We start from the raw sequence: 16,417 nt of genomic DNA, 5'->3' as shown, positions 1-16,417 counted from the left end.
CGGGCGAGCTGCGCCGGTTCGCCACCGCGGGCATCACCACCCCGTCCGACCGGTGTCCACAATGGTCGGCCGGCACCCATGGGCGTCGGTCGTCCCCTAGGATCGGCACCCCGGGCAGGGCGAGACATTCCGAGAGAAGGATTCATGGCGGAACAGGACCGACCGGCGTCTGGCGATGTCGACCCCACCACGCCGAGTATCGCGCGGGCCTACGATGTCGTGCTCGGCGGCAAGGACAACTTCGCCATCGACCGCGCCATCGTCGGCGAAATGCTCAAGATCGTGCCGCAGCTGCCGGAGGTGGCGGCCTACAACCGGCAGGTCCTCAGCCGAGGGGTCCGCTACCTGGTCGAGGAGGCGGGCATCCGGCAGTTCCTGGACCTGGGCTCCGGGTTGCCGACCCGGGAGAACACCCACCAGGTGGCACAGCGCTCGGCGCCCGAGGCGCGGGTCGTCTACGTCGACAACGACCCGATCGTCCTGGCCCACGGCCGGTCCCTGCTCGTCGAGAACGACAACACCACCGTGGTCACGGCCGATCTGCGGGACCCCGCGGCGGTACTCGCCCATCCCGAGGTGCATCGCCTCATCGACTTCTCCGAGCCGGTCGGCGTCATGCTCGTCGGCATCCTGCACCACCTGCACGACAGCGAGGATCCGCGGGGCGTCGCCAAGGCGTACATGGATGCCGTGCCCTCCGGCAGTCACCTGTTCATGACCAGCTTCTGTGCGTCCTTTCCGGAAGCCGCCGCGCTCGAGCAGACCTACCTCAGCGTGCTCGGCACCGGCCGCTTCCGTACGTCGGAAGAACTTCGGGGTTTCTTCGGTGACCTTGAGATGATCGAGCCGGGACTGGTGTCCCTACCGGAATGGCGACCGGAGACCCCCCTGGACCACGAGCTGTCCGTAGCCGAACGCCTCATGGCCGGGGGCATGGCCCGAAAGCCCTGATCCTCGCGCCGGGAACCGGCGGGGGCCAGCTCAGCGCGGTGGCGTGGCAACCTCCACCCGGTGGTGGTTGTCGTCGGAGAGGAACGAGGCCAACTCCCGCCCCTGCTCGGCCATTGCCTCGCGGTCGGTCCGGGCAAGGTCGCGCAGCGGGGTGACGGTCACGGTGTCGGCCTTGACGTCCCAGGTCGCGGCGACCCGACCGTCGACCAGCACCACCCGTGCTCCGGCGACCGACAGGCCCCGGTGGGCGTCGTCGACGATTCGGCTGCGGTCGTCGTAACCGAGGAGCGCGTTGTCGAACGCCGGCAGGAACCGCACCGGGGCCGGGGTGTCCGGGTCGGGGCGAGGCGCGTCGGGAAGATCCAACAGTTCCCGGCCTCGCTCGTCGCGGAAGGTGACCAGCTCATCGCGTACCGCGGCCACCGCGGCCGGCAGTCCGGCGAGGCCGCACCAGGCACGCAGGTCGGCCGTGGCGGCGGGGCCGAACGCGGCCAGGTAGCGCCGGACCAACGCCTGCCCGACCGGGTCGGAGCCGTCCGGTGCCGGCGGGTCGATCTCGCGCCCCAGCCACGAGGCGAGTGGCAGGTTGCGCACCCCCGCCCTCGTACGCCACAGCCCGCGCGGCGGCAGTTGCACCATCGGGACGAGGGCGGCGACCAGCATCTCGCCCAGCGCGCGCGGTCCGGGCTCCGGCCAGCCCTCGGCGAGTGCCCGCGCGAGTTCGGTCATCGAGCGGGGTTCGCCGTCGGCCAGCACCGCCCGGCCCGCCCGCGCGAGTTCGTCGAGGTCCACCCCGGCGAGTTCCCGGCGGTACACCCCGAGCACCCGTTGGCGCAGCATGGGGTCGTGCCTGGCCCGCCAGGCGAGGACGTCGTCGGCGGTGACGAGGTGCACCGTGCGGCGCATGAGGTGGGTACGCACCACCGCCCGCCCGGTCAGCAGGTCCGAGAGCACCGCCGGGTCGAACCCGCGCAGCCGTGACCAGAGCCCGACGTACGGTTCCTGCGGTTCCTGCGCCTGCAGCCCGCACAGGTGCGCGACGGCGTCGAGGACCGGCAGGTCCGCGCGGTCGATCAGCAACTGTCGGGCGAGCGTCGCCCGGTTGAGCGCCCGGCTGTCGAGAACGCTCATCGGCTCGCGTCGAGCGACTCGCGCAGGATGTCGGCGTGTCCGGCGTGCTGGGCGGTCTCGGCGACGACGTGCATCAGCACCCCGCGTACGCTGCGCACCGCGCCGGGCTCGTGCCACGGCGCCACCGGCAACGGCTGGGTCGCGGACAGGTCGGTTACGGCGACGACGATCTCCTCGCTGCGGGCGGCGACCCGCTCGTAGCGGGCGAGGATCCCGGCCAGGGTGTCGCCGGGCAGCATCCGGAATTCGTCCTGGTGGTCGATCATCCACTGTGGCACCTCGCGTGCGGTACCGGCCGCGAGGTCGGCCAGGGTGACACCGTCGGGCAGGTCGTGGCGCATCGACGACGGGCCCTCGACCACGAAGCGCAGCCACGCTTCCTCGGTGGACGCGACGTGCTTGATCAGTCCGCCCAGGCAGAGCGCGCTGACCGTGGGGCGCTCGCCGGCCTGCTCGTCGGAGAGCCCGTGGACGGTCTTGGTCAGGGCGGATCGCGCGGCCGCGAGCGCGGCGAGCAGGTCGTTCCGCTCGGTGTCGATGGTTGCGCTGGGAGTCGTGGTGGTGGTCATCGCGTACGAGTCCTTCGGTTGTCGGCATTGATTGGCACGTTGTCGGCGCCGGTTGGCACGCGACAACGGTCGCAGGCAAAGCGGACAGGGAGTGGCCGCTTCTCCGGGCAATATGTGATCCATGCCGAAGACCTCAGCGCGACTGCTCTCGCTGCTCTCGCTGCTCCAGGCACGTCGGGACTGGCCGGGGGCGGCGCTGGCCGAGCGGCTGGAGGTGAGTCCGCGGACCGTGCGCCGCGATGTCGACCGGCTGCGTGAACTCGGCTACCCGATAGTGGCCGTCAAGGGCCCCGACGGTGGGTACCGGCTCGATGCCGGCACGAAACTGCCCCCGTTGCTCTTCGACGACGAGCAGGCCGTCGCCCTGGCCATCGCACTCCAGGTCGCCGTCACCACCGGCGCCGGCATCGACGAGGCCGCGGCACGCGCGCTGAACACCGTCCGGCAGGTCATGCCCGCGCGGCCGCGCCACCGGATCGACACCCTCCGGGTCACCGCCGTCGAGGGGCCGACGATCCGACCGGCCACGCAGGTCGACAGCGGCGTACTCATGGCACTGAGTGCCGCCGTGCACGCCCGCGAGGTGCTTCGCTTCGGCTACACCGCCGCGCCGCCAGGCGTCGAAACCGGCGACGGGCAGACGCTGCCGCGCCGGGTGCAGCCGCATCATCTCGTCACCTGGGGCGGACGCTGGTATCTCGTCGCGTGGGATCTCGACCGTGAGGACTGGCGCACCTTCCGCGCCGACCGGATCAGCCCGCGGGTACCGACCGGGCCCCGCTTCACCCCCCGCGAACTGCCCGGAGGTGACGTGGCGACCTTCGTGGTCAACAGGTTCCGGGGCTCCGACGGCTCGGTCGACTGGCCCTGCCGCGGCGAGGTGATCCTCAACCTGCCCGCCGCCAAGGTGTCCCGCTACACCCGTGACGCCGTCGTCGAGGAACTCGACCCGAACCGCTGCCGGCTCGTCCTGGGCTCGTGGTCGTGGCCCGGGCTGGCGGCCACCATCGGCAGGTTCGACGCCGACATCGAGGTGGTCCGCCCGGCCGAACTCAAGGACGCCTTCGCCCACCTGGCCCGCCGCTACGCCAGGGCCGCAACCGAGGGTTCCGGAGGCCGCTCGTACCCGACCGTCACCGGGGAGCGGTCGGCGGGGTGGGAGTCGGATGAGCCTGATCATGCGGACTAGCCAAAACCATCAAGCCTGGTTAGCCTAACCTAACTCTCGGGCCGGCCCTCACGGCTCGGTCCAACCAGACAGAACGGAAACCTCACCATGCGAGCATGGCGACCGATCCTGGCCGTGACGGCGCTGAGCGCCGTGCTCGCCGGGCTGGCCGGCTGCGGCGACGACTCCGACACCGGCGATACCGCCGCCGCTGCCTCCGGCCCCTGGTCGTTCACCGACGGGTCCGGTCAGGTCGTCAAGGCGGACAAGGCCCCGACCCGGATCATCGCCCACGCGGGCGAGGCCGCGGCACTCTTGTCCTTCGGCATCAAGCCCGTCGGTGTCTACTCCGACGAGCCGGTCAAGACCGACCCCAACCTGAAGAACCTCGACCTCACCGGGATCGAGATCCTCGGCGAGGAATGGGGCAAGATCGACGTGGAGAAGGCCGCCGCGCTGCGCCCTGACCTGATCGTCGGCGACTGGTGGCCGGCCGAGAAGGCACACAGCGGCATGGAGGAAGGCGTCGACGAAAAGAGCAAGAAGCTCGCCGAACTGGCCCCCGTCGTCGGCGTCTCGCAAGGCAAGTCGATCGTCGCGCTGGCCGAGGGGTACGAAGACCTCGCCGAGAGCCTCGGCGCGGATGTGGACAGCCCGCAGATCGCGGCGAACAAGAAGCGCTTCGAGGAGGCGGTGGCCAAGTTCAAGGAGGCGACCGCGGGCAAGACCGGCCTGACCGTCGCGGCGATGTCGCCCGCCGACGACAAGGTGTACGTGGCCAACCCCGAGTACGCACCCGAGCTGCTGGACCTGCAGAGCTGGGGCCTGAAGGTGATCAACCCGGCCAGCCCGGACCCGGGCTTCCCGTACTGGGAGAATCTGAGCTGGGAGAACGCGGACAAGTACCAGCCGGACCTGATCCTGTGGGACGGCCGCTCCTTCACCCCTACCGCCAACGCCGAGTGGGGCAAGAAGCAGCCGACCTGGTTCAAGATCAAGGCAGCGAAGGCCGGAGCCGCCGTGTCGTGGCCGGCGTTCTGGCTGCACACGTACGGCGATTTCGCCAACGAGCTGGACAAGCTGACCGAGGCGGTCAAGGCCGCGGATCCGAATGTCGGCAACTAGCCGGTACGCGACTGCGAGCACCCCGGCGCGAGGCGTACGGCGGGCTTCCGCCCTCGGGCCGGGGCTCGCCGTACTCTGCGCGGTCCTCGCCCTCGTCGGGTTCCTGAGCATCACGATGGGCTCACGTGCCATCGGCCTGTCCGAGGTGCTGCACGCGCTGGGCAGTCTGGGCGGCGACGGGTCGATCAGCAGCACGGTCACGCTGGAGATGCGGGTCCCCCGCACCCTGCTCGGCATCCTGGTCGGCGCCGCGCTCGGCGTCGCCGGGGCGATCCTGCAGGGCGTCACCCGCAACCCCCTCGCCGACGCGGGGATCCTGGGCATCAACTCCGGCGCGGCGGCGTTCGTGGTCTTCGCCATCACCGTGCTCGGCGTACGCGGCGTGAACGTCTACGTCTGGTTCGCCTTCGCCGGGGCGATCGCCGCACTCGCGCTGGTGTACGCGATCGCGTCGCTCGGCCGGGAGGGCGCCACCCCGGTCAAGCTGGCGCTGGCGGGTGCGGCCGTCACCGCCGGCCTGGCCTCGGTGACCACCGGAATCGTGATGACGAACGTGGACGCGCTCAACGAGCTGCGGTTCTGGCAGGTGGGCTCGCTCGCCGGCCGGTACACCCCGATCCTGACCGGAGTCGCTCCGTTCCTGCTCCTCGGCCTGGCCGTGTCGCTGGGCTTCGGGCGCATCCTCAACGGACTCGCCCTCGGCGAGGACGTGGCCCGTGGCCTCGGCCAGAACGTCACCCGTACCCGCGCGGCCGCCTTCGCCGTGGTCGCGGTGCTCGCCGGTGCGGCCACCGCCGCCTGCGGGCCGATTGTCTTCGTCGGGCTGGTCGTGCCGCACGTCGCGCGGTTCATCTGCGGTCCCGACTACCGGTGGATCCTGCCGTACTCGATGCTGCTGGCGCCCATCGTGCTGCTCCTCGCCGACGTGCTCGGCCGGGTGGTGGCCGCGCCCGACGAGCTACAGGTCGGTGTGGTCCTCGGGGTGATCGGCGCGCCCGCGTTCGTCACGATCGTGCGCTACGCCCGGCTGTCGGAGGTGTGAACGGATGACAGCGACGACAAACCCGACCGGTACGGCCATCGCCGCACCCGGCGTCGCGGCCGCGCTGCGCCGCAACCGGCAGCGTCGAGCCGGCCGTTCCGTCGTGGTGACCGGCGCCCTGACCGTGACCGTGGCCGCGCTGTTCGTACTGACCATGATGGTGGGCAGCTTCCGGATCGGTGCCGGCGAGGTGATCGCCTCCGTGCTGCACCTGTCCGACAACCCGAGCGTCGACTTCGTGGTACGCGGCCTGCGGCTGCCGACCGCCTCCTCAGCCCTGGCCGTCGGGCTGGCGCTGGGCGCCTCCGGGACCATCTTCCAGCAGGTGCTGCGTAACCCGCTCGCCTCACCGGACTTCGTCGGCATCACCTCCGGTGCCGGGCTCACCGCGGTCACCGGAATCGTGATCTTCCAGGTCAGCGGGCTACTCGTCAGCGGGCTCGCCCTCGGTGGCGCCATCGTCGCGGCCCTGCTGATGTACGTGCTCGCCTGGCGCGACGGTGTCAGCGGCTACCGTTTCATCCTCATCGGCATCGGTGTGGCGGTCTTCTTCGACGGCCTCGTCGGCTACGTACTCAGCCGGGCCCAGCTCTTCGAGGCCCGCCAGGCGATGCACTGGCTGACCGGCTCCGTCGGGCAGGCCAGCACCACGGAACTGCGTCTGCTCCTCGGCGCACTGGTCGTCCTGCTGCCCATCGCACTGATGCTCCAGCGGCCGTTGCAGGCCCTGGAACTCGGCGACGACGCCGCCCGTACGCTGGGCACCCGGACCGAACTCAGCCGCGCCGCCCTGCTCGGCACCGCGGTCGTGCTGGTCGCCCTCGCGGTGGCCGTGGCCGGGCCGATCGCCTTCGTCGCCCTCGTCGCCGGACCGATCGCCAACCGGCTGCTCGGTCCGGCCACCGGTGGCATCCCCGCCGCCGCGCTGGTCGGCGCCGCGCTGCTGCTCAGCGCCGACCTCGTCGCCGTGCACCTGCTGCCGACACCGCTGCCGACCGGCGTGGTGACCGGTGCGGTCGGTGCTCCCTACCTGCTGTGGCTGCTGGCCACCACGAACCGGCAAGGAGCGGGCGGATGACCCGACTGCGCGCCGAGGGTCTGACCCTCGGGTACGACGACCGGACCGTTGTCGACAAGCTCGACGTCACGGTGCTCGACCACAAGATCACCGCGATCGTCGGTGCCAACGCCTGCGGCAAGTCCACCCTGCTGCGCGGCCTGGCCCGGCTGCTGCCATCGCGCGGCGGCTCCGTACTGCTCGACGGCAAGGCCCTCGCCGACATGCGTACCGCCGATGTCGCCAAGGTGCTCGGGCTGCTGCCGCAGACCCCCGTCGCACCCGATGGCATCACCGTCGCCGACCTGGTGTCCCGTGGCCGCTACCCGCATCAGGGCTGGTTCCGGCGGTGGACCGAACAGGACCACGACGCGGTCGCCCGGGCGCTCGACGCCACCGGTACCGCCGACCTGATCGACCGTCCGATCCGGCAGCTCTCCGGCGGCCAACGGCAACGCGTCTGGGTCGCGATGGCCCTGGCCCAGGACACCGACCTGCTGCTGCTGGACGAACCAACCACCTACCTGGACATCAACCACCAGGTCGAACTGCTACGGCTGCTGCGCAAGTTGAACGCCGAGTCCGGCAAGACCATCGTCATCGTCCTGCACGACCTCAACCTCGCCTGCCGCTACAGCGACCACCTGATCGCGATGGCGGACGGCAACATCGTCGCCGAGGGCGCGCCCGGCGACGTGGTCACCGCCGAACTGGTCGAGAAGGTCTTCGGTCTACGTTGCCTCATCGTCGCGGACCCGATCGCCGGCACACCGATGATCGTGCCCGCCTGAACCGGACGCCGGTCGCCGAGGTCGAGGTCCGCCGTACGGCTACCGGGTGCGCACCGGCACGACGATCGGTCCGTGCTCGCCGTCGATGACGCGTACCCGCGCCCGGTAGTGGGCGGCGAGCAGTTCCTCGGTCAGCACCTCCCCCGGCGGGCCGGCCGCCGCCACCCGCCCCGCGTCGAGCAGCACCAGGCGGTCGGCGTACTCACCGGCGACCGAGAGATCGTGCATGGTGGCCAGTACGGTCAGGCCGACCTCGCCGCGCAACCGGTCGACCAGTTCCAGCACGTCCTGCTGGTGGCCGATGTCCAGCGCGCTGGTCGGCTCGTCCAGCAGCAGCAACGGGGCGCCCTGGGTCAGTGCCCGGGCCAGGAAGACCCGCTGCCGCTCACCACCGGAGAGGGTGGTCAACGGCCGGTCGGCGAATCCCACCAGGTCCAGCCGGTGCAACACCTCGGTCACCGCGGCCAGGTCGGCCGCCGACTCGCGACGCAGCGGCGGGATGTACGGCGTGCGGCCGAGCAGCACATAGTCGGAGACCGCCATCCCCGGTGGTACCACCGGGGACTGCGACACGGTCGCCACGACCCGGGCCCGGTCCCGGCGGCGCAGCCGGGCGGTCGGCGTACCGAACAGGGTGATCGACCCGGTCGCCGGAAGCAGGCCGCCGACGGCGCGCAACAGGGTCGACTTGCCCGCGCCGTTCGGCCCGATCACGGTGACCCACTCGCCGGCGGCCACCGTCAGGTCCACGCCGTGCAGGATCTGCGTGCCGTCCAGGGTGACCCGCAGGCCCGCCACCTCGACCGCGGCCGGGCGCGACTGGTCGACGCTCATCCGGTAACCCGCCGGGCGGAACGCAACACGAGGATGAAGAAGGGCGCACCGAGGAACGCGGTGAGCACCCCGATGGGGATCTCCGCGGGCACCGCGACGGTGCGGGCGGCCAGGTCGGCGAGGACCAGGAACGCGCCGCCGAACAGCATCGACAGCGGCAGGATGGCCCGGTAGCTGGCCCCGGCGAGCAGCCGTACCGTGTGCGGCACGATGATGCCGACGAAACCGATGAGCCCGGAGACCGAGACCGCTGCGGCGGTGCCGAGCGAGGCGGCCGCGACCAGCAGATAGCGCGACCGCTCGGGGTGCAGGCCCAGGCCGGCCGCCTCCTCGTCGCCGACGGAGAGCACGTCGAGTTCCCGGCGCAGCAGGAGCACCACGACGGCGGTGATCACGACGTACGGCAGCATCAGGACGACGTCGTGCCAGCCGGCGGTGGCTAGCCGGCCGAGCAACCAGGAGTAGACCTCGCGGATGCTCTCCGCGTGCCGCTGCAGGAGGTACGTCTGGCCGGCGGAGAGGAACGCGGAGACCGCCACGCCGGCCAGGATCAGGGTCGCCGGGCTGCGGTCCCGGCCCCCGGCCGCGCCGAGCAGGTACGTCAGGGCCACCGCGCCGATCGTGCCGACGAAGGCGGCCAGCGGGATGGTCAGCGGGAGTCCCGAGGTGGCGTCGCCGTCCACGCCACCGCCGGTCCCGAGCCGCAGCGCGATCATCGCCGTCACCGCCAGTCCCGCCCCGGCGGCGGCGCCGAGCAGGTACGGGTCGGCGAGCGGGTTGCGGAACACCCCCTGGTAGACGCCGCCGGACAGGGCGAGCGTGCCGCCGACGAGCAGGCCGAGTACGACCCGCGGAAGTCGGAGTTCGACCAGGATGGCCGCCTCGGTCTGGGTCAGGCCGCTGTGCAGGTGTACCCCCGGCACGAGGTTGAGCAGCTCGGCGGCGACACCGAGCGGCGGCAGCCCGACCGGTCCCAGCGCCAGCCCGGTGACCGCCGCGACCAGGACCGCCACGATGCCGGCCACCAACCCGCCGACCCGCAGTGCGGGTCGGCGGACCGGTGTACCGGCCGGAGCCGGCAGCGTCACGCGGGCACCTTGGCGACCGCGTCGACGATCGCGCGTACCAGGTCGACCACGCGCGGGCCCCAGCGCGAGGCGATGTCGTCGTCGAGGGTCACGATCTGGTTGTTCCTGACCGCGGTGACACCGGCCCAGCCGCTGCGTGCCTTGACCGTCTCCGCGCTCTGCTGGCAGCACTTGCTGTCCGCCAGGAAGATCAGGTCCGGGTCGGACTTGACCAGCACCTCGGGCGTCAGTTGCGGGTAGCCGCCCTTGGCACCGTCGGCGTCGGCCGGGTCGGCCACGTTGTCGAGCCCGACCAGGGTGAACAGCGAACCGACGAAGGTCTTGCCGGTGACGGTGTAGTAGGTGGGGTCGAGTTCGTAGTAGTAGCTCAGCTTCGTCGACCGCTGCGGTACGTCCGCGACCAGCTTGGCGATGTCGTCGCGCATCCGCTGGGTCAGGTCGGCCGCCTCGTCCGGGTGGCCGGTCAGCGCACCGAGCTCGGTGATCTGCCGGTAGCTGTCCTCCAGCGTGACCGCGGCCGGCGCGAGGTAGACCGGCACCTTGAGCCGTTCGAGCTGGTCGACGATCTTGTTGGTGTCGAGGGTCAGCACGACCAGGTCCGGTGCCTTGGCGGCGATGGACTCGGCGTTCGGGCTGACGCCGGAAAGATCGCTCTTCGGCGCCTGCGGCGGGTAGTTGGAGTTGTCGTCCACCGCGGTGACCTGGTCACCGGCCCCGACGGCGAAGAGCATCTCGGTGGTGGTCGGCGACAGCGAGACGATCTTCTCGGGTCGCTGCGCGAGCGTGACACCGCCCACGGTGATCGGGAACACCGCGGTGTTCGAACTCGACCCGGCGCTCGGCGCCTCGCCGTCCTCCGCCGCACAGCCGGCGAGAGCCGCAGCCGCGGTGAGCGTCACGGTGAGGATTGCGACGGTACGTCTGATCATGGGTCCTCCTGTCGGTCGAGGATCCAGTGCTTCGCCGACAGGAACACCGCTGATGTCCCGTCCGCGAGACGCCTCTCCTCGGAAGCGTGGTTCGCGACCACACCGCAGGCGACCTGGCTCGTCCCCCGTACGACGAGCGCCGACCGGGCCGGTCCAGCTCGCCATCGCCGAGGTCTTCGCTGCTCGACGATTGCCGTACGGAGGGATCACAGTTGCGGGACAGCGCCGGGGTCACACCGGCTTCGCTGCGGGGTGGTCCGCCAGCACGGTATCGCACTCGCGCCGACACTCCCCGCCATGATCAGGGGCGACCACCGCCGGCCAGCATGGAGGGTGCGGTGATTCGTCCCTTATAACCATAGTTATGCCGAGCTACGGGCGGCATCTTGGCCCGCGCGGTGATTCCCGTTGCTACGGCATCACCCGGCAGAGCGCGTCCAGCGCGCCCGCCCACGCACTGTCCGGAGGAGCCGCATAGTTGACCACCAGCGCATCCTGCTCCGGCAACCGCCAACCGGAGTCGGCCACCTCGTAGCGGAACTGCGCCATCCCCCTGACCGCCAGGCCCCGCGCGGCGGCCGCCTCGACCACCGAGCGCTCCGTCCCGCGCGGTAGTTCGAGCAGCACCTGTAGCCCGGCCGCCACGCCGGTCACCCGGATGCCGGGGGCCCGCTGCGCCAGCGCCGCGACCAGTTGGTCGCGGCGGCGCCGGTAGCGCAACCGCATCGCACGCAGGTGACGGTCGTACGCGCCCGAGGAGATGAACTCCGCGAGCGTCAGCTGCTCCAGCGAACTCGCCCAGTCGATGTGCCCCTTGGCCGCCTCGATCTCCGGGACCAGTTCCTCCGGCAGCACCATCCAGGCGAGCCGCAGCCCCGGCGCCAGCGACTTGCTTGCCGTGCCGAAGTACACCACCCGCTCCGGATCGAGACCCTGTAGCGCGCCGACCGGCTGACGGTCGTACCTGAACTCACCGTCGTAGTCGTCCTCCAGGATCAGGCCGCCGCTGGCACGCGCCCAGTCGACGGCCGCCGCCCGCCGGTCCGGGCGCAACGCGACCCCGGTCGGGTACTGGTGCGCCGGTGTCAGCAGCACCGCGCCGACTCCGGGCAGGCGCGCCAGGTCGTCGGTACGCGCACCGCACTCGTCGACGTAGAGGGGCGGGGTACGCAGGCCGGCGCCGGTCAGCACGTCGCGATAGACGCCGAAGCCGTACGACTCGACGGCCACCGCCCGCACCCGCCGCCCCCGGAGCACCCGCGCCACGAGCGTCAGACCGTGCTGGAAACCGGAGCAGACGACAACCCGCTCCGGTGTGGCGTACACCCCACGGGCCCGTGGCAGATAGTCCGCCAGGGCCGTACGCAGTTCCACCCGACCGAGGGCGTCGCCGTAGCCGAAGGCGTCGTGCGGCGCGGCGGTCAGCGCACGGCGGGCCGCCGCGAGCCACTGCGTACGGGGAAACTCCGCCAGGTTCGGCGAACCCGGCAGCAGGCCGTACGTGGGACGGCCCCGGGTCGGTGTGTCACCGGATGCGGGCGAAGCGGCCCGGCGCGGCGTGGCCCGCCTGGCCACCCGGGTCCCGGAGCCCTGCCGGGCGGTGAGCCAGCCCTCGGCGATGAGTTCGGCGTAGGCGTTGGCGACGGTGTTGCGGGCGACGCCGAGGTCGACCGCGAGCGAGCGGGACGACGGAAGCCGGGTGCCGGCTGCCAGCCGCCCGTTGCGCACGGCCTCCCGCAGGGCGTCGGTGAGCCCGGCGCGCAGTCCGGGTCCGTGCAGCTCCAGCAGCAGGTCGGCGCCGCTCGCGGCGGGCGGGTCCGGCGCCGGATTGGCCCATGAATCCGTCATGAAATTGGACCATACCCCGGCGCCACCTGCGGCATAGCTTGGTCGGCATGACAACAAACGGGGCAATCGACGGCGGGGCCCGCCACCCGGCGCACGCACCGCGCCTGGACTGGGCGAAGCTCGCGCCCGAGGCGTACAAGGCCATGATCCGTCTGGACACGGTCGCACGGCAGGGCGTCGAGCCGACCCTGCTCAACCTGGTCAAGATCCGCGCGTCCCAGCTCAACCACTGCGCCTACTGCCTGGACATGCACAGCAAGGACGCGCTGGCGGCCGGTGAGTCGGCCGAGCGGATCATCCAGCTCGGCGCGTGGACGGAGTCGAAGCACTTCTACACGGCAAGGGAGGTCGCGGCGATCGAGCTGACCGAGGCGATCACCGTACTCACGGACGGTTTCGTGCCGGACGAGGTGTACGCGAGGGCCGCGGACCAGTTCGACGAGACCGAGTTGGCCCGACTCATCGTCGCGATCACGACGATCAACGCGTGGAACCGCTTCGGGGTCTCCACCCGCATGGTCCCCGGTCACTACACACCGGGCGCCTAGCGCGCGGGCCACCCGGCCCGCGTCTGCGTCCGTACCATCGCCCCTGCACATCTCCTCGGGACACGTGAAGAACATGACCGTCTCCACCTTCCGCGCCCTGCACCGGGGACGCGCCGCCGGAAACCCGCTCGTCCTGCCGGGGCCCTGGGACGCGGGCAGCGCCCGGGTCCTCGCCGACGCAGGCTTCCCCGCGCTCGCCACTCCGAGTGCCGGGATAGCCGCTTCGCTCGGTTACGACGACGGCTCCACGCCCGCCGACGAGATGTTCGCCGCGGTGGCGCGGATCGTCCGGGCCGTCGACGTACCCGTGTCCGCCGACCTCGAGGGCGGCTACGGCCTCGCCCCCGGCGAACTGGTCGGGCGGCTCCTGGAGACGGGCGCCGTCGGCTGCAACCTGGAGGACTCGCAGGGGCACAGCACGCTCAAGGACCCGCGGCGGCACGCCGACTGGTTGGCGGAGGTACGGGCGGAGGCGGGTGACGCGCTCTTCGTCAACGCGCGCGTCGACACGTTCCTGGTCGGTACGGGTGACCCGGCCGACGCCGTGGCCCGCGCCCGTCTTTACCTGGCCGCCGGCGCCGACTGCGTGTACCCGCTGCTGGCGCCGCCGGAGGTGCTACCGGCGCTGCGGGAGGGCATCGAGGGCCCCATCAACATGGCTGCCCGACCGGACCGGGAGTCGGTGGCCGAACTGGCGCGGCTGGGCGCGACGCGGATCACCTTCGGTCCGGGGATGCAGCGGTGGGCGATGGGTGCGATCGGCGACCTGGCAGCGGGACTGCACGACTGAAGCCGGCCCTGCCCGCAGGGTGTGACGGCGGTGGCTCCACCGTCGCCGGCTAGACCGTGGGGGTGCGGTGCCGTCGGTAGTGGCGGGCGGCTTTCGTACGGCTGCCGCAGCCGTCCATGGAACACCAGCGCCGGGTCCCGTTGCGTGAGGTGTCGTAGAAGTACAGGACGCAGGCGGGGTGCCCGCAGCGTCGGATCCGGGTGGGTTGCCGTCCCAGCAGGTCGAGGTAGTTGTCGACCGCCCGCCAGGCCGGCAGCCAGTGATCGTCGACGTCGTGGTGTTCCCGCACCGTCGCCTGGTGCAGGGTGTGCCGCAGGACGCCGTGCGCCAGGATGGCGTTGATCTCGCGCTCGGCGGGCTCGCCGGGCTGTTCGAGGATGCCACGCAGGGCCGCGCGGGCCTGGCGCAGCGGCGCCTCGACCGATGCCGGGTCGCCCGGGAGTCGGTGTTCGGTGAGCCACCCGCGCAGCCCGTCGGGCTGGGCGAAGAGGTCGACATCGTGTCCGTGTTCGACCCATTCCGTGTTCACCAGGTCCAGGGCGAGGGGTTCGCCCACCAACGGTCGCTGCACCATGAAGCGAATCTTACCCCCGTTCGCGGTTTGACAGGTGAGACACGGCGATGTATCTTCTAACCATCAAACACCTTCACAAAGGTTAGAATGGGGCCTGTCGATCGGACCGTGGCCACCCTGGGGGCGGGCCGCAACGTCGGAACAGGCCCGGAGGGGTACGCCGTGCCACACCGCTACCTGGAAGAACTGTCGACCGCATCGGTGACCGCCGCGCGCGAGCGCTACGGCAGCCGGGCAGCCATCCAACGCATGGTCGACGGCTGGCACACCGACGCGCTGCTCGACGCCGACACGGCCGCCTTCATCACCGAACGTGACGGCTTCTACCTCGGCACGGTCGGAGAGAACGGCTGGCCCTACCTGCAGTATCGGGGCGGCCCGCCGGGGTTCCTGCAGGTGCTCGACCCGGTGGACGGCCATGGCGTGCTCGGCTGGGCGGACCTGCGCGGCAACCGGCAGTACCTCTCGGTGGGCAACCTCGGTGGCTCACCGCGGGTGTCCCTGCTGCTGATGGACTACGCCCAGCAGCGGCGCCTCAAGATCATCGGCACCGCCCGGGTCGTGGACGTACGCGACGACGCGCCCGCCGACCTGCTGGACAGGCTGGACGTGTACGGGCAGTCCGGCAAGGTCGAACGGCTGATCACCGTCGACGTGCACGGTTACGACTGGAACTGCCCCCAGCACATCACGCCCCGCTACAGCGAGGCCGAGCTAGCCGATGTGCTCGCCCCCGTAAGCGACGAGCTCACCCGCCTTCGCGCGGAGAACCGGGCCCTGCGCGAGCAACTGCACCGCCCCACCGGCGTCCGCCGGTCACCAACGCCAGAAGCCATGGAGCGACCATGAACAAGCCGACCGACACCGCGACCCTCTGACCGCGAGCGCCCGGCTACGCCGGAACCCGGCGTGTCACCAGCGGTCCCAGTGGGCGAACCCCTCGGCGTCGGAGCGGGGGCCGGGCTTGAAATCCGTGCCGAGGGTGTAGGCCACGGGCGTGAGCGCCACCTGCACGACGGTGTCGTAGGGAATGCCGAGCAGATCGGCCATCTCCCGCTCGTAGCTGAGGTGACTCGTGGTCCAGGCGGTGCCGAGCCCGCGTTCCCGTGCGGCCAGCATGAAGCTCCAGAACGCTGGTATCACCGAGCCCCACGCGCCGGCCTGCCCACGGACGCTGGTGAGTTCGGCGCGGGAGTCGACGCGCAGGCACGGGATCAGCAGCAGCGGAACCTCGTGCAGGTGTTCCGCGAGATGTTGCAGGCTTCCCGCGATGCGGTTCCACTGCGTCGAGGCGAAGCTCATCCGACTGAACGCCGGGCCCTCGCCGCCAGACGCGGGCGGCGGGGTCATCAGACCGAGCCGCCAGAGCCGCGCGACGGCGGCACGGGTGTGTGGGTCTTCGACGAACACGAAGTCCCAGCGCTGCCTGTTCCGCCCGCTCGGTGCCTGGACGGCGATGCGCAGACAGTCCTCGACCACCTCGCGGGGCACCGGGCGCCGCAGGTCGAGGCGCTTGCGTACGGCCCGGGTGGTGGTCAGGACCTCGTCGGCGGACAGGCCGAGTCCGCCCGGTCGATCCTGCGGTGCCGGCTCGTGGTCCGTCACGCCGCCACTCCGACGCTTTCCGGAACGCCGAGGTTGACGGCTATCGCCGCGAGCAGTCCGGGGAACCGGTCGTCGATCTCGTCGGCACGCAGTTCGTGGCGGCGGAAACTCCCGTTCGGCGTGACCCGGAGGATGCCGGCCTCGCGCAGCACCTTCAGATGGTGCGAGAGCGTCGACATGCTCACCTCGGACAGCGCCTCGAACTTGCCGCAGACGACGCCACCGGACTGCGCCAACTGTCGTACGACACTCAGGCGCACCGGGTCGGCCAGTGCGCCGAGCATCGTGGCCAGGTCGACCGAGGCGAGGTCCGGGTGGTGCAGGGCTCTCATGGCGCCATGCTAACTTTCATTTCGGGATTTCGGCA

The 16,417-nt window shown here is 71.3% G+C and carries 18 protein-coding genes; 9 read left to right on the top strand and 9 right to left on the bottom strand.

Annotated features, from left to right (window positions below; translation table 11 throughout):
* Positions 1 to 144: 144 nt before the first annotated feature.
* Positions 145 to 951: an SAM-dependent methyltransferase gene (locus AB0J90_RS27265; RefSeq protein WP_363600528.1), complete on the top strand. Its 807-nt coding sequence runs from the start codon at positions 145 to 147 to the stop codon at positions 949 to 951.
* 30 nt (positions 952 to 981) lie between these two features.
* On the opposite strand, the gene AB0J90_RS27260 is transcribed toward AB0J90_RS27265, so the two are convergent.
* A complete protein-coding gene (locus tag AB0J90_RS27260; protein WP_363600526.1) occupies positions 982 to 2,082 on the bottom strand; it encodes a winged helix DNA-binding domain-containing protein in 1,101 nt (366 codons plus the stop codon).
* Positions 2,079 to 2,651, bottom strand: coding sequence for a DinB family protein (locus AB0J90_RS27255; RefSeq protein WP_363600524.1), 573 nt, complete (start codon positions 2,649 to 2,651; stop codon positions 2,079 to 2,081). The genes AB0J90_RS27260 and AB0J90_RS27255 overlap by 4 nt, the downstream gene beginning before the upstream one ends.
* Before the next feature lie 121 nt (positions 2,652 to 2,772).
* Here AB0J90_RS27255 and AB0J90_RS27250 point away from each other — a divergent pair, with 121 nt between their 5' ends.
* The 5 genes from AB0J90_RS27250 (at position 2,773) to AB0J90_RS27230 (ending at position 7,834) form a co-directional block, all read left to right on the top strand.
* Positions 2,773 to 3,840, top strand: a complete 1,068-nt coding sequence (locus AB0J90_RS27250) for a YafY family protein (RefSeq protein ID WP_363600522.1) — start codon at positions 2,773 to 2,775, stop codon at positions 3,838 to 3,840.
* Positions 3,841 to 3,927: 87 nt separating this feature from the next.
* Entirely contained in the window at positions 3,928 to 4,944 is a 1,017-nt protein-coding gene (locus AB0J90_RS27245) for an ABC transporter substrate-binding protein (RefSeq protein ID WP_363600520.1), read from the top strand.
* Positions 4,931 to 5,986, top strand: coding sequence for an iron ABC transporter permease (locus AB0J90_RS27240; RefSeq protein WP_363600518.1), 1,056 nt, complete (start codon positions 4,931 to 4,933; stop codon positions 5,984 to 5,986). The genes AB0J90_RS27245 and AB0J90_RS27240 overlap by 14 nt, the downstream gene beginning before the upstream one ends.
* 4 nt (positions 5,987 to 5,990) lie before the next feature.
* Complete coding sequence (locus AB0J90_RS27235) at positions 5,991 to 7,064, top strand: iron chelate uptake ABC transporter family permease subunit (RefSeq protein ID WP_363600516.1); 1,074 nt, start codon at positions 5,991 to 5,993, stop codon at positions 7,062 to 7,064.
* Positions 7,061 to 7,834 (top strand): ABC transporter ATP-binding protein, encoded by a 774-nt coding sequence (locus AB0J90_RS27230; protein ID WP_363600514.1) that lies wholly within the window; start codon positions 7,061 to 7,063, stop codon positions 7,832 to 7,834. Before AB0J90_RS27235 ends, AB0J90_RS27230 begins: the two co-directional genes overlap by 4 nt.
* Positions 7,835 to 7,873: 39 nt before the next feature.
* On the opposite strand, the gene AB0J90_RS27225 is transcribed toward AB0J90_RS27230, so the two are convergent.
* The 4 genes from AB0J90_RS27225 to AB0J90_RS27210 form a co-directional block, all read right to left on the bottom strand.
* Positions 7,874 to 8,668, bottom strand: coding sequence for an ABC transporter ATP-binding protein (locus AB0J90_RS27225; RefSeq protein WP_363600512.1), 795 nt, complete (start codon positions 8,666 to 8,668; stop codon positions 7,874 to 7,876).
* The gene (locus AB0J90_RS27220) at positions 8,665 to 9,750 is read right to left on the bottom strand and encodes an iron ABC transporter permease (RefSeq protein WP_363600572.1); all 1,086 of its coding nucleotides are present in this window, start codon (positions 9,748 to 9,750) and stop codon (positions 8,665 to 8,667) included. The genes AB0J90_RS27225 and AB0J90_RS27220 overlap by 4 nt, the downstream gene beginning before the upstream one ends.
* A gap of 2 nt (positions 9,751 to 9,752) precedes the next feature.
* Positions 9,753 to 10,685, bottom strand: coding sequence for an ABC transporter substrate-binding protein (locus tag AB0J90_RS27215; RefSeq protein ID WP_363600510.1), 933 nt, complete (start codon positions 10,683 to 10,685; stop codon positions 9,753 to 9,755).
* Between the two features lie 411 nt (positions 10,686 to 11,096).
* Entirely contained in the window at positions 11,097 to 12,533 is a 1,437-nt protein-coding gene (locus tag AB0J90_RS27210; protein ID WP_363600509.1) for a PLP-dependent aminotransferase family protein, read from the bottom strand.
* Positions 12,534 to 12,580: 47 nt separating this feature from the next.
* Between AB0J90_RS27210 and AB0J90_RS27205 the strand changes: the two genes are divergently transcribed.
* Both AB0J90_RS27205 and AB0J90_RS27200 read left to right on the top strand, forming a co-directional pair.
* On the top strand, positions 12,581 to 13,081 hold the full coding sequence (locus tag AB0J90_RS27205; protein ID WP_363600507.1) for a carboxymuconolactone decarboxylase family protein: 501 nt from the start codon (positions 12,581 to 12,583) through the stop codon (positions 13,079 to 13,081).
* Positions 13,082 to 13,154: 73 nt separating this feature from the next.
* Positions 13,155 to 13,871 (top strand): isocitrate lyase/phosphoenolpyruvate mutase family protein, encoded by a 717-nt coding sequence (locus AB0J90_RS27200; RefSeq protein WP_363600570.1) that lies wholly within the window; start codon positions 13,155 to 13,157, stop codon positions 13,869 to 13,871.
* Between the two features lie 49 nt (positions 13,872 to 13,920).
* Here the strand turns inward: AB0J90_RS27200 and AB0J90_RS27195 are convergent, their stop codons facing one another.
* Positions 13,921 to 14,445: a CGNR zinc finger domain-containing protein gene (locus AB0J90_RS27195; RefSeq protein WP_363600505.1), complete on the bottom strand. Its 525-nt coding sequence runs from the start codon at positions 14,443 to 14,445 to the stop codon at positions 13,921 to 13,923.
* Positions 14,446 to 14,532: 87 nt separating this feature from the next.
* Here AB0J90_RS27195 and AB0J90_RS27190 point away from each other — a divergent pair, with 87 nt between their 5' ends.
* A complete protein-coding gene (locus AB0J90_RS27190) occupies positions 14,533 to 15,294 on the top strand; it encodes a pyridoxamine 5'-phosphate oxidase family protein (protein WP_363600503.1) in 762 nt (253 codons plus the stop codon).
* Positions 15,295 to 15,357: 63 nt separating this feature from the next.
* On the opposite strand, the gene AB0J90_RS27185 is transcribed toward AB0J90_RS27190, so the two are convergent.
* Together AB0J90_RS27185 and AB0J90_RS27180 are read right to left on the bottom strand one after the other, a co-directional pair.
* Positions 15,358 to 16,002 carry a nitroreductase family protein gene (locus AB0J90_RS27185; RefSeq protein WP_363600568.1) on the bottom strand — a complete coding sequence of 215 codons (645 nt, stop codon included), beginning with the start codon at positions 16,000 to 16,002 and terminating at the stop codon, positions 15,358 to 15,360.
* 44 nt (positions 16,003 to 16,046) lie between these two features.
* A complete protein-coding gene (locus AB0J90_RS27180) occupies positions 16,047 to 16,382 on the bottom strand; it encodes a metalloregulator ArsR/SmtB family transcription factor (RefSeq protein WP_363600501.1) in 336 nt (111 codons plus the stop codon).
* Between the last annotated feature and the right edge of the window lie 35 nt (positions 16,383 to 16,417).

The sequence above is a fragment of the Micromonospora sp. NPDC049523 genome (assembly GCF_040676775.1).
Classification (GTDB): domain Bacteria; phylum Actinomycetota; class Actinomycetes; order Mycobacteriales; family Micromonosporaceae; genus Micromonospora_G.
Note: the sequence above shows the minus strand (reverse complement) of the source record. Positions and strands in the feature narration are given on the sequence as shown.

Coding starts and splice junctions, on each gene's coding strand:
- AB0J90_RS27255 (WP_363600524.1), bottom strand. CDS start 2,651: ATGACCACCACCACGACTCCCAGCGCAACCATCGACACCGAGCGGAAC.
- AB0J90_RS27240 (WP_363600518.1), top strand. CDS start 4,931: ATGTCGGCAACTAGCCGGTACGCGACTGCGAGCACCCCGGCGCGAGGC.
- AB0J90_RS27230 (WP_363600514.1), top strand. CDS start 7,061: ATGACCCGACTGCGCGCCGAGGGTCTGACCCTCGGGTACGACGACCGG.
- AB0J90_RS27190 (WP_363600503.1), top strand. CDS start 14,533: ATGGGGCCTGTCGATCGGACCGTGGCCACCCTGGGGGCGGGCCGCAAC.
- AB0J90_RS27195 (WP_363600505.1), bottom strand. CDS start 14,445: ATGGTGCAGCGACCGTTGGTGGGCGAACCCCTCGCCCTGGACCTGGTG.
- AB0J90_RS27200 (WP_363600570.1), top strand. CDS start 13,155: ATGACCGTCTCCACCTTCCGCGCCCTGCACCGGGGACGCGCCGCCGGA.
- AB0J90_RS27235 (WP_363600516.1), top strand. CDS start 5,991: ATGACAGCGACGACAAACCCGACCGGTACGGCCATCGCCGCACCCGGC.
- AB0J90_RS27215 (WP_363600510.1), bottom strand. CDS start 10,685: ATGATCAGACGTACCGTCGCAATCCTCACCGTGACGCTCACCGCGGCT.
- AB0J90_RS27245 (WP_363600520.1), top strand. CDS start 3,928: ATGCGAGCATGGCGACCGATCCTGGCCGTGACGGCGCTGAGCGCCGTG.
- AB0J90_RS27265 (WP_363600528.1), top strand. CDS start 145: ATGGCGGAACAGGACCGACCGGCGTCTGGCGATGTCGACCCCACCACG.
- AB0J90_RS27250 (WP_363600522.1), top strand. CDS start 2,773: ATGCCGAAGACCTCAGCGCGACTGCTCTCGCTGCTCTCGCTGCTCCAG.
- AB0J90_RS27180 (WP_363600501.1), bottom strand. CDS start 16,382: ATGAGAGCCCTGCACCACCCGGACCTCGCCTCGGTCGACCTGGCCACG.
- AB0J90_RS27210 (WP_363600509.1), bottom strand. CDS start 12,533: ATGACGGATTCATGGGCCAATCCGGCGCCGGACCCGCCCGCCGCGAGC.
- AB0J90_RS27225 (WP_363600512.1), bottom strand. CDS start 8,668: ATGAGCGTCGACCAGTCGCGCCCGGCCGCGGTCGAGGTGGCGGGCCTG.
- AB0J90_RS27260 (WP_363600526.1), bottom strand. CDS start 2,082: ATGAGCGTTCTCGACAGCCGGGCGCTCAACCGGGCGACGCTCGCCCGA.
- AB0J90_RS27205 (WP_363600507.1), top strand. CDS start 12,581: ATGACAACAAACGGGGCAATCGACGGCGGGGCCCGCCACCCGGCGCAC.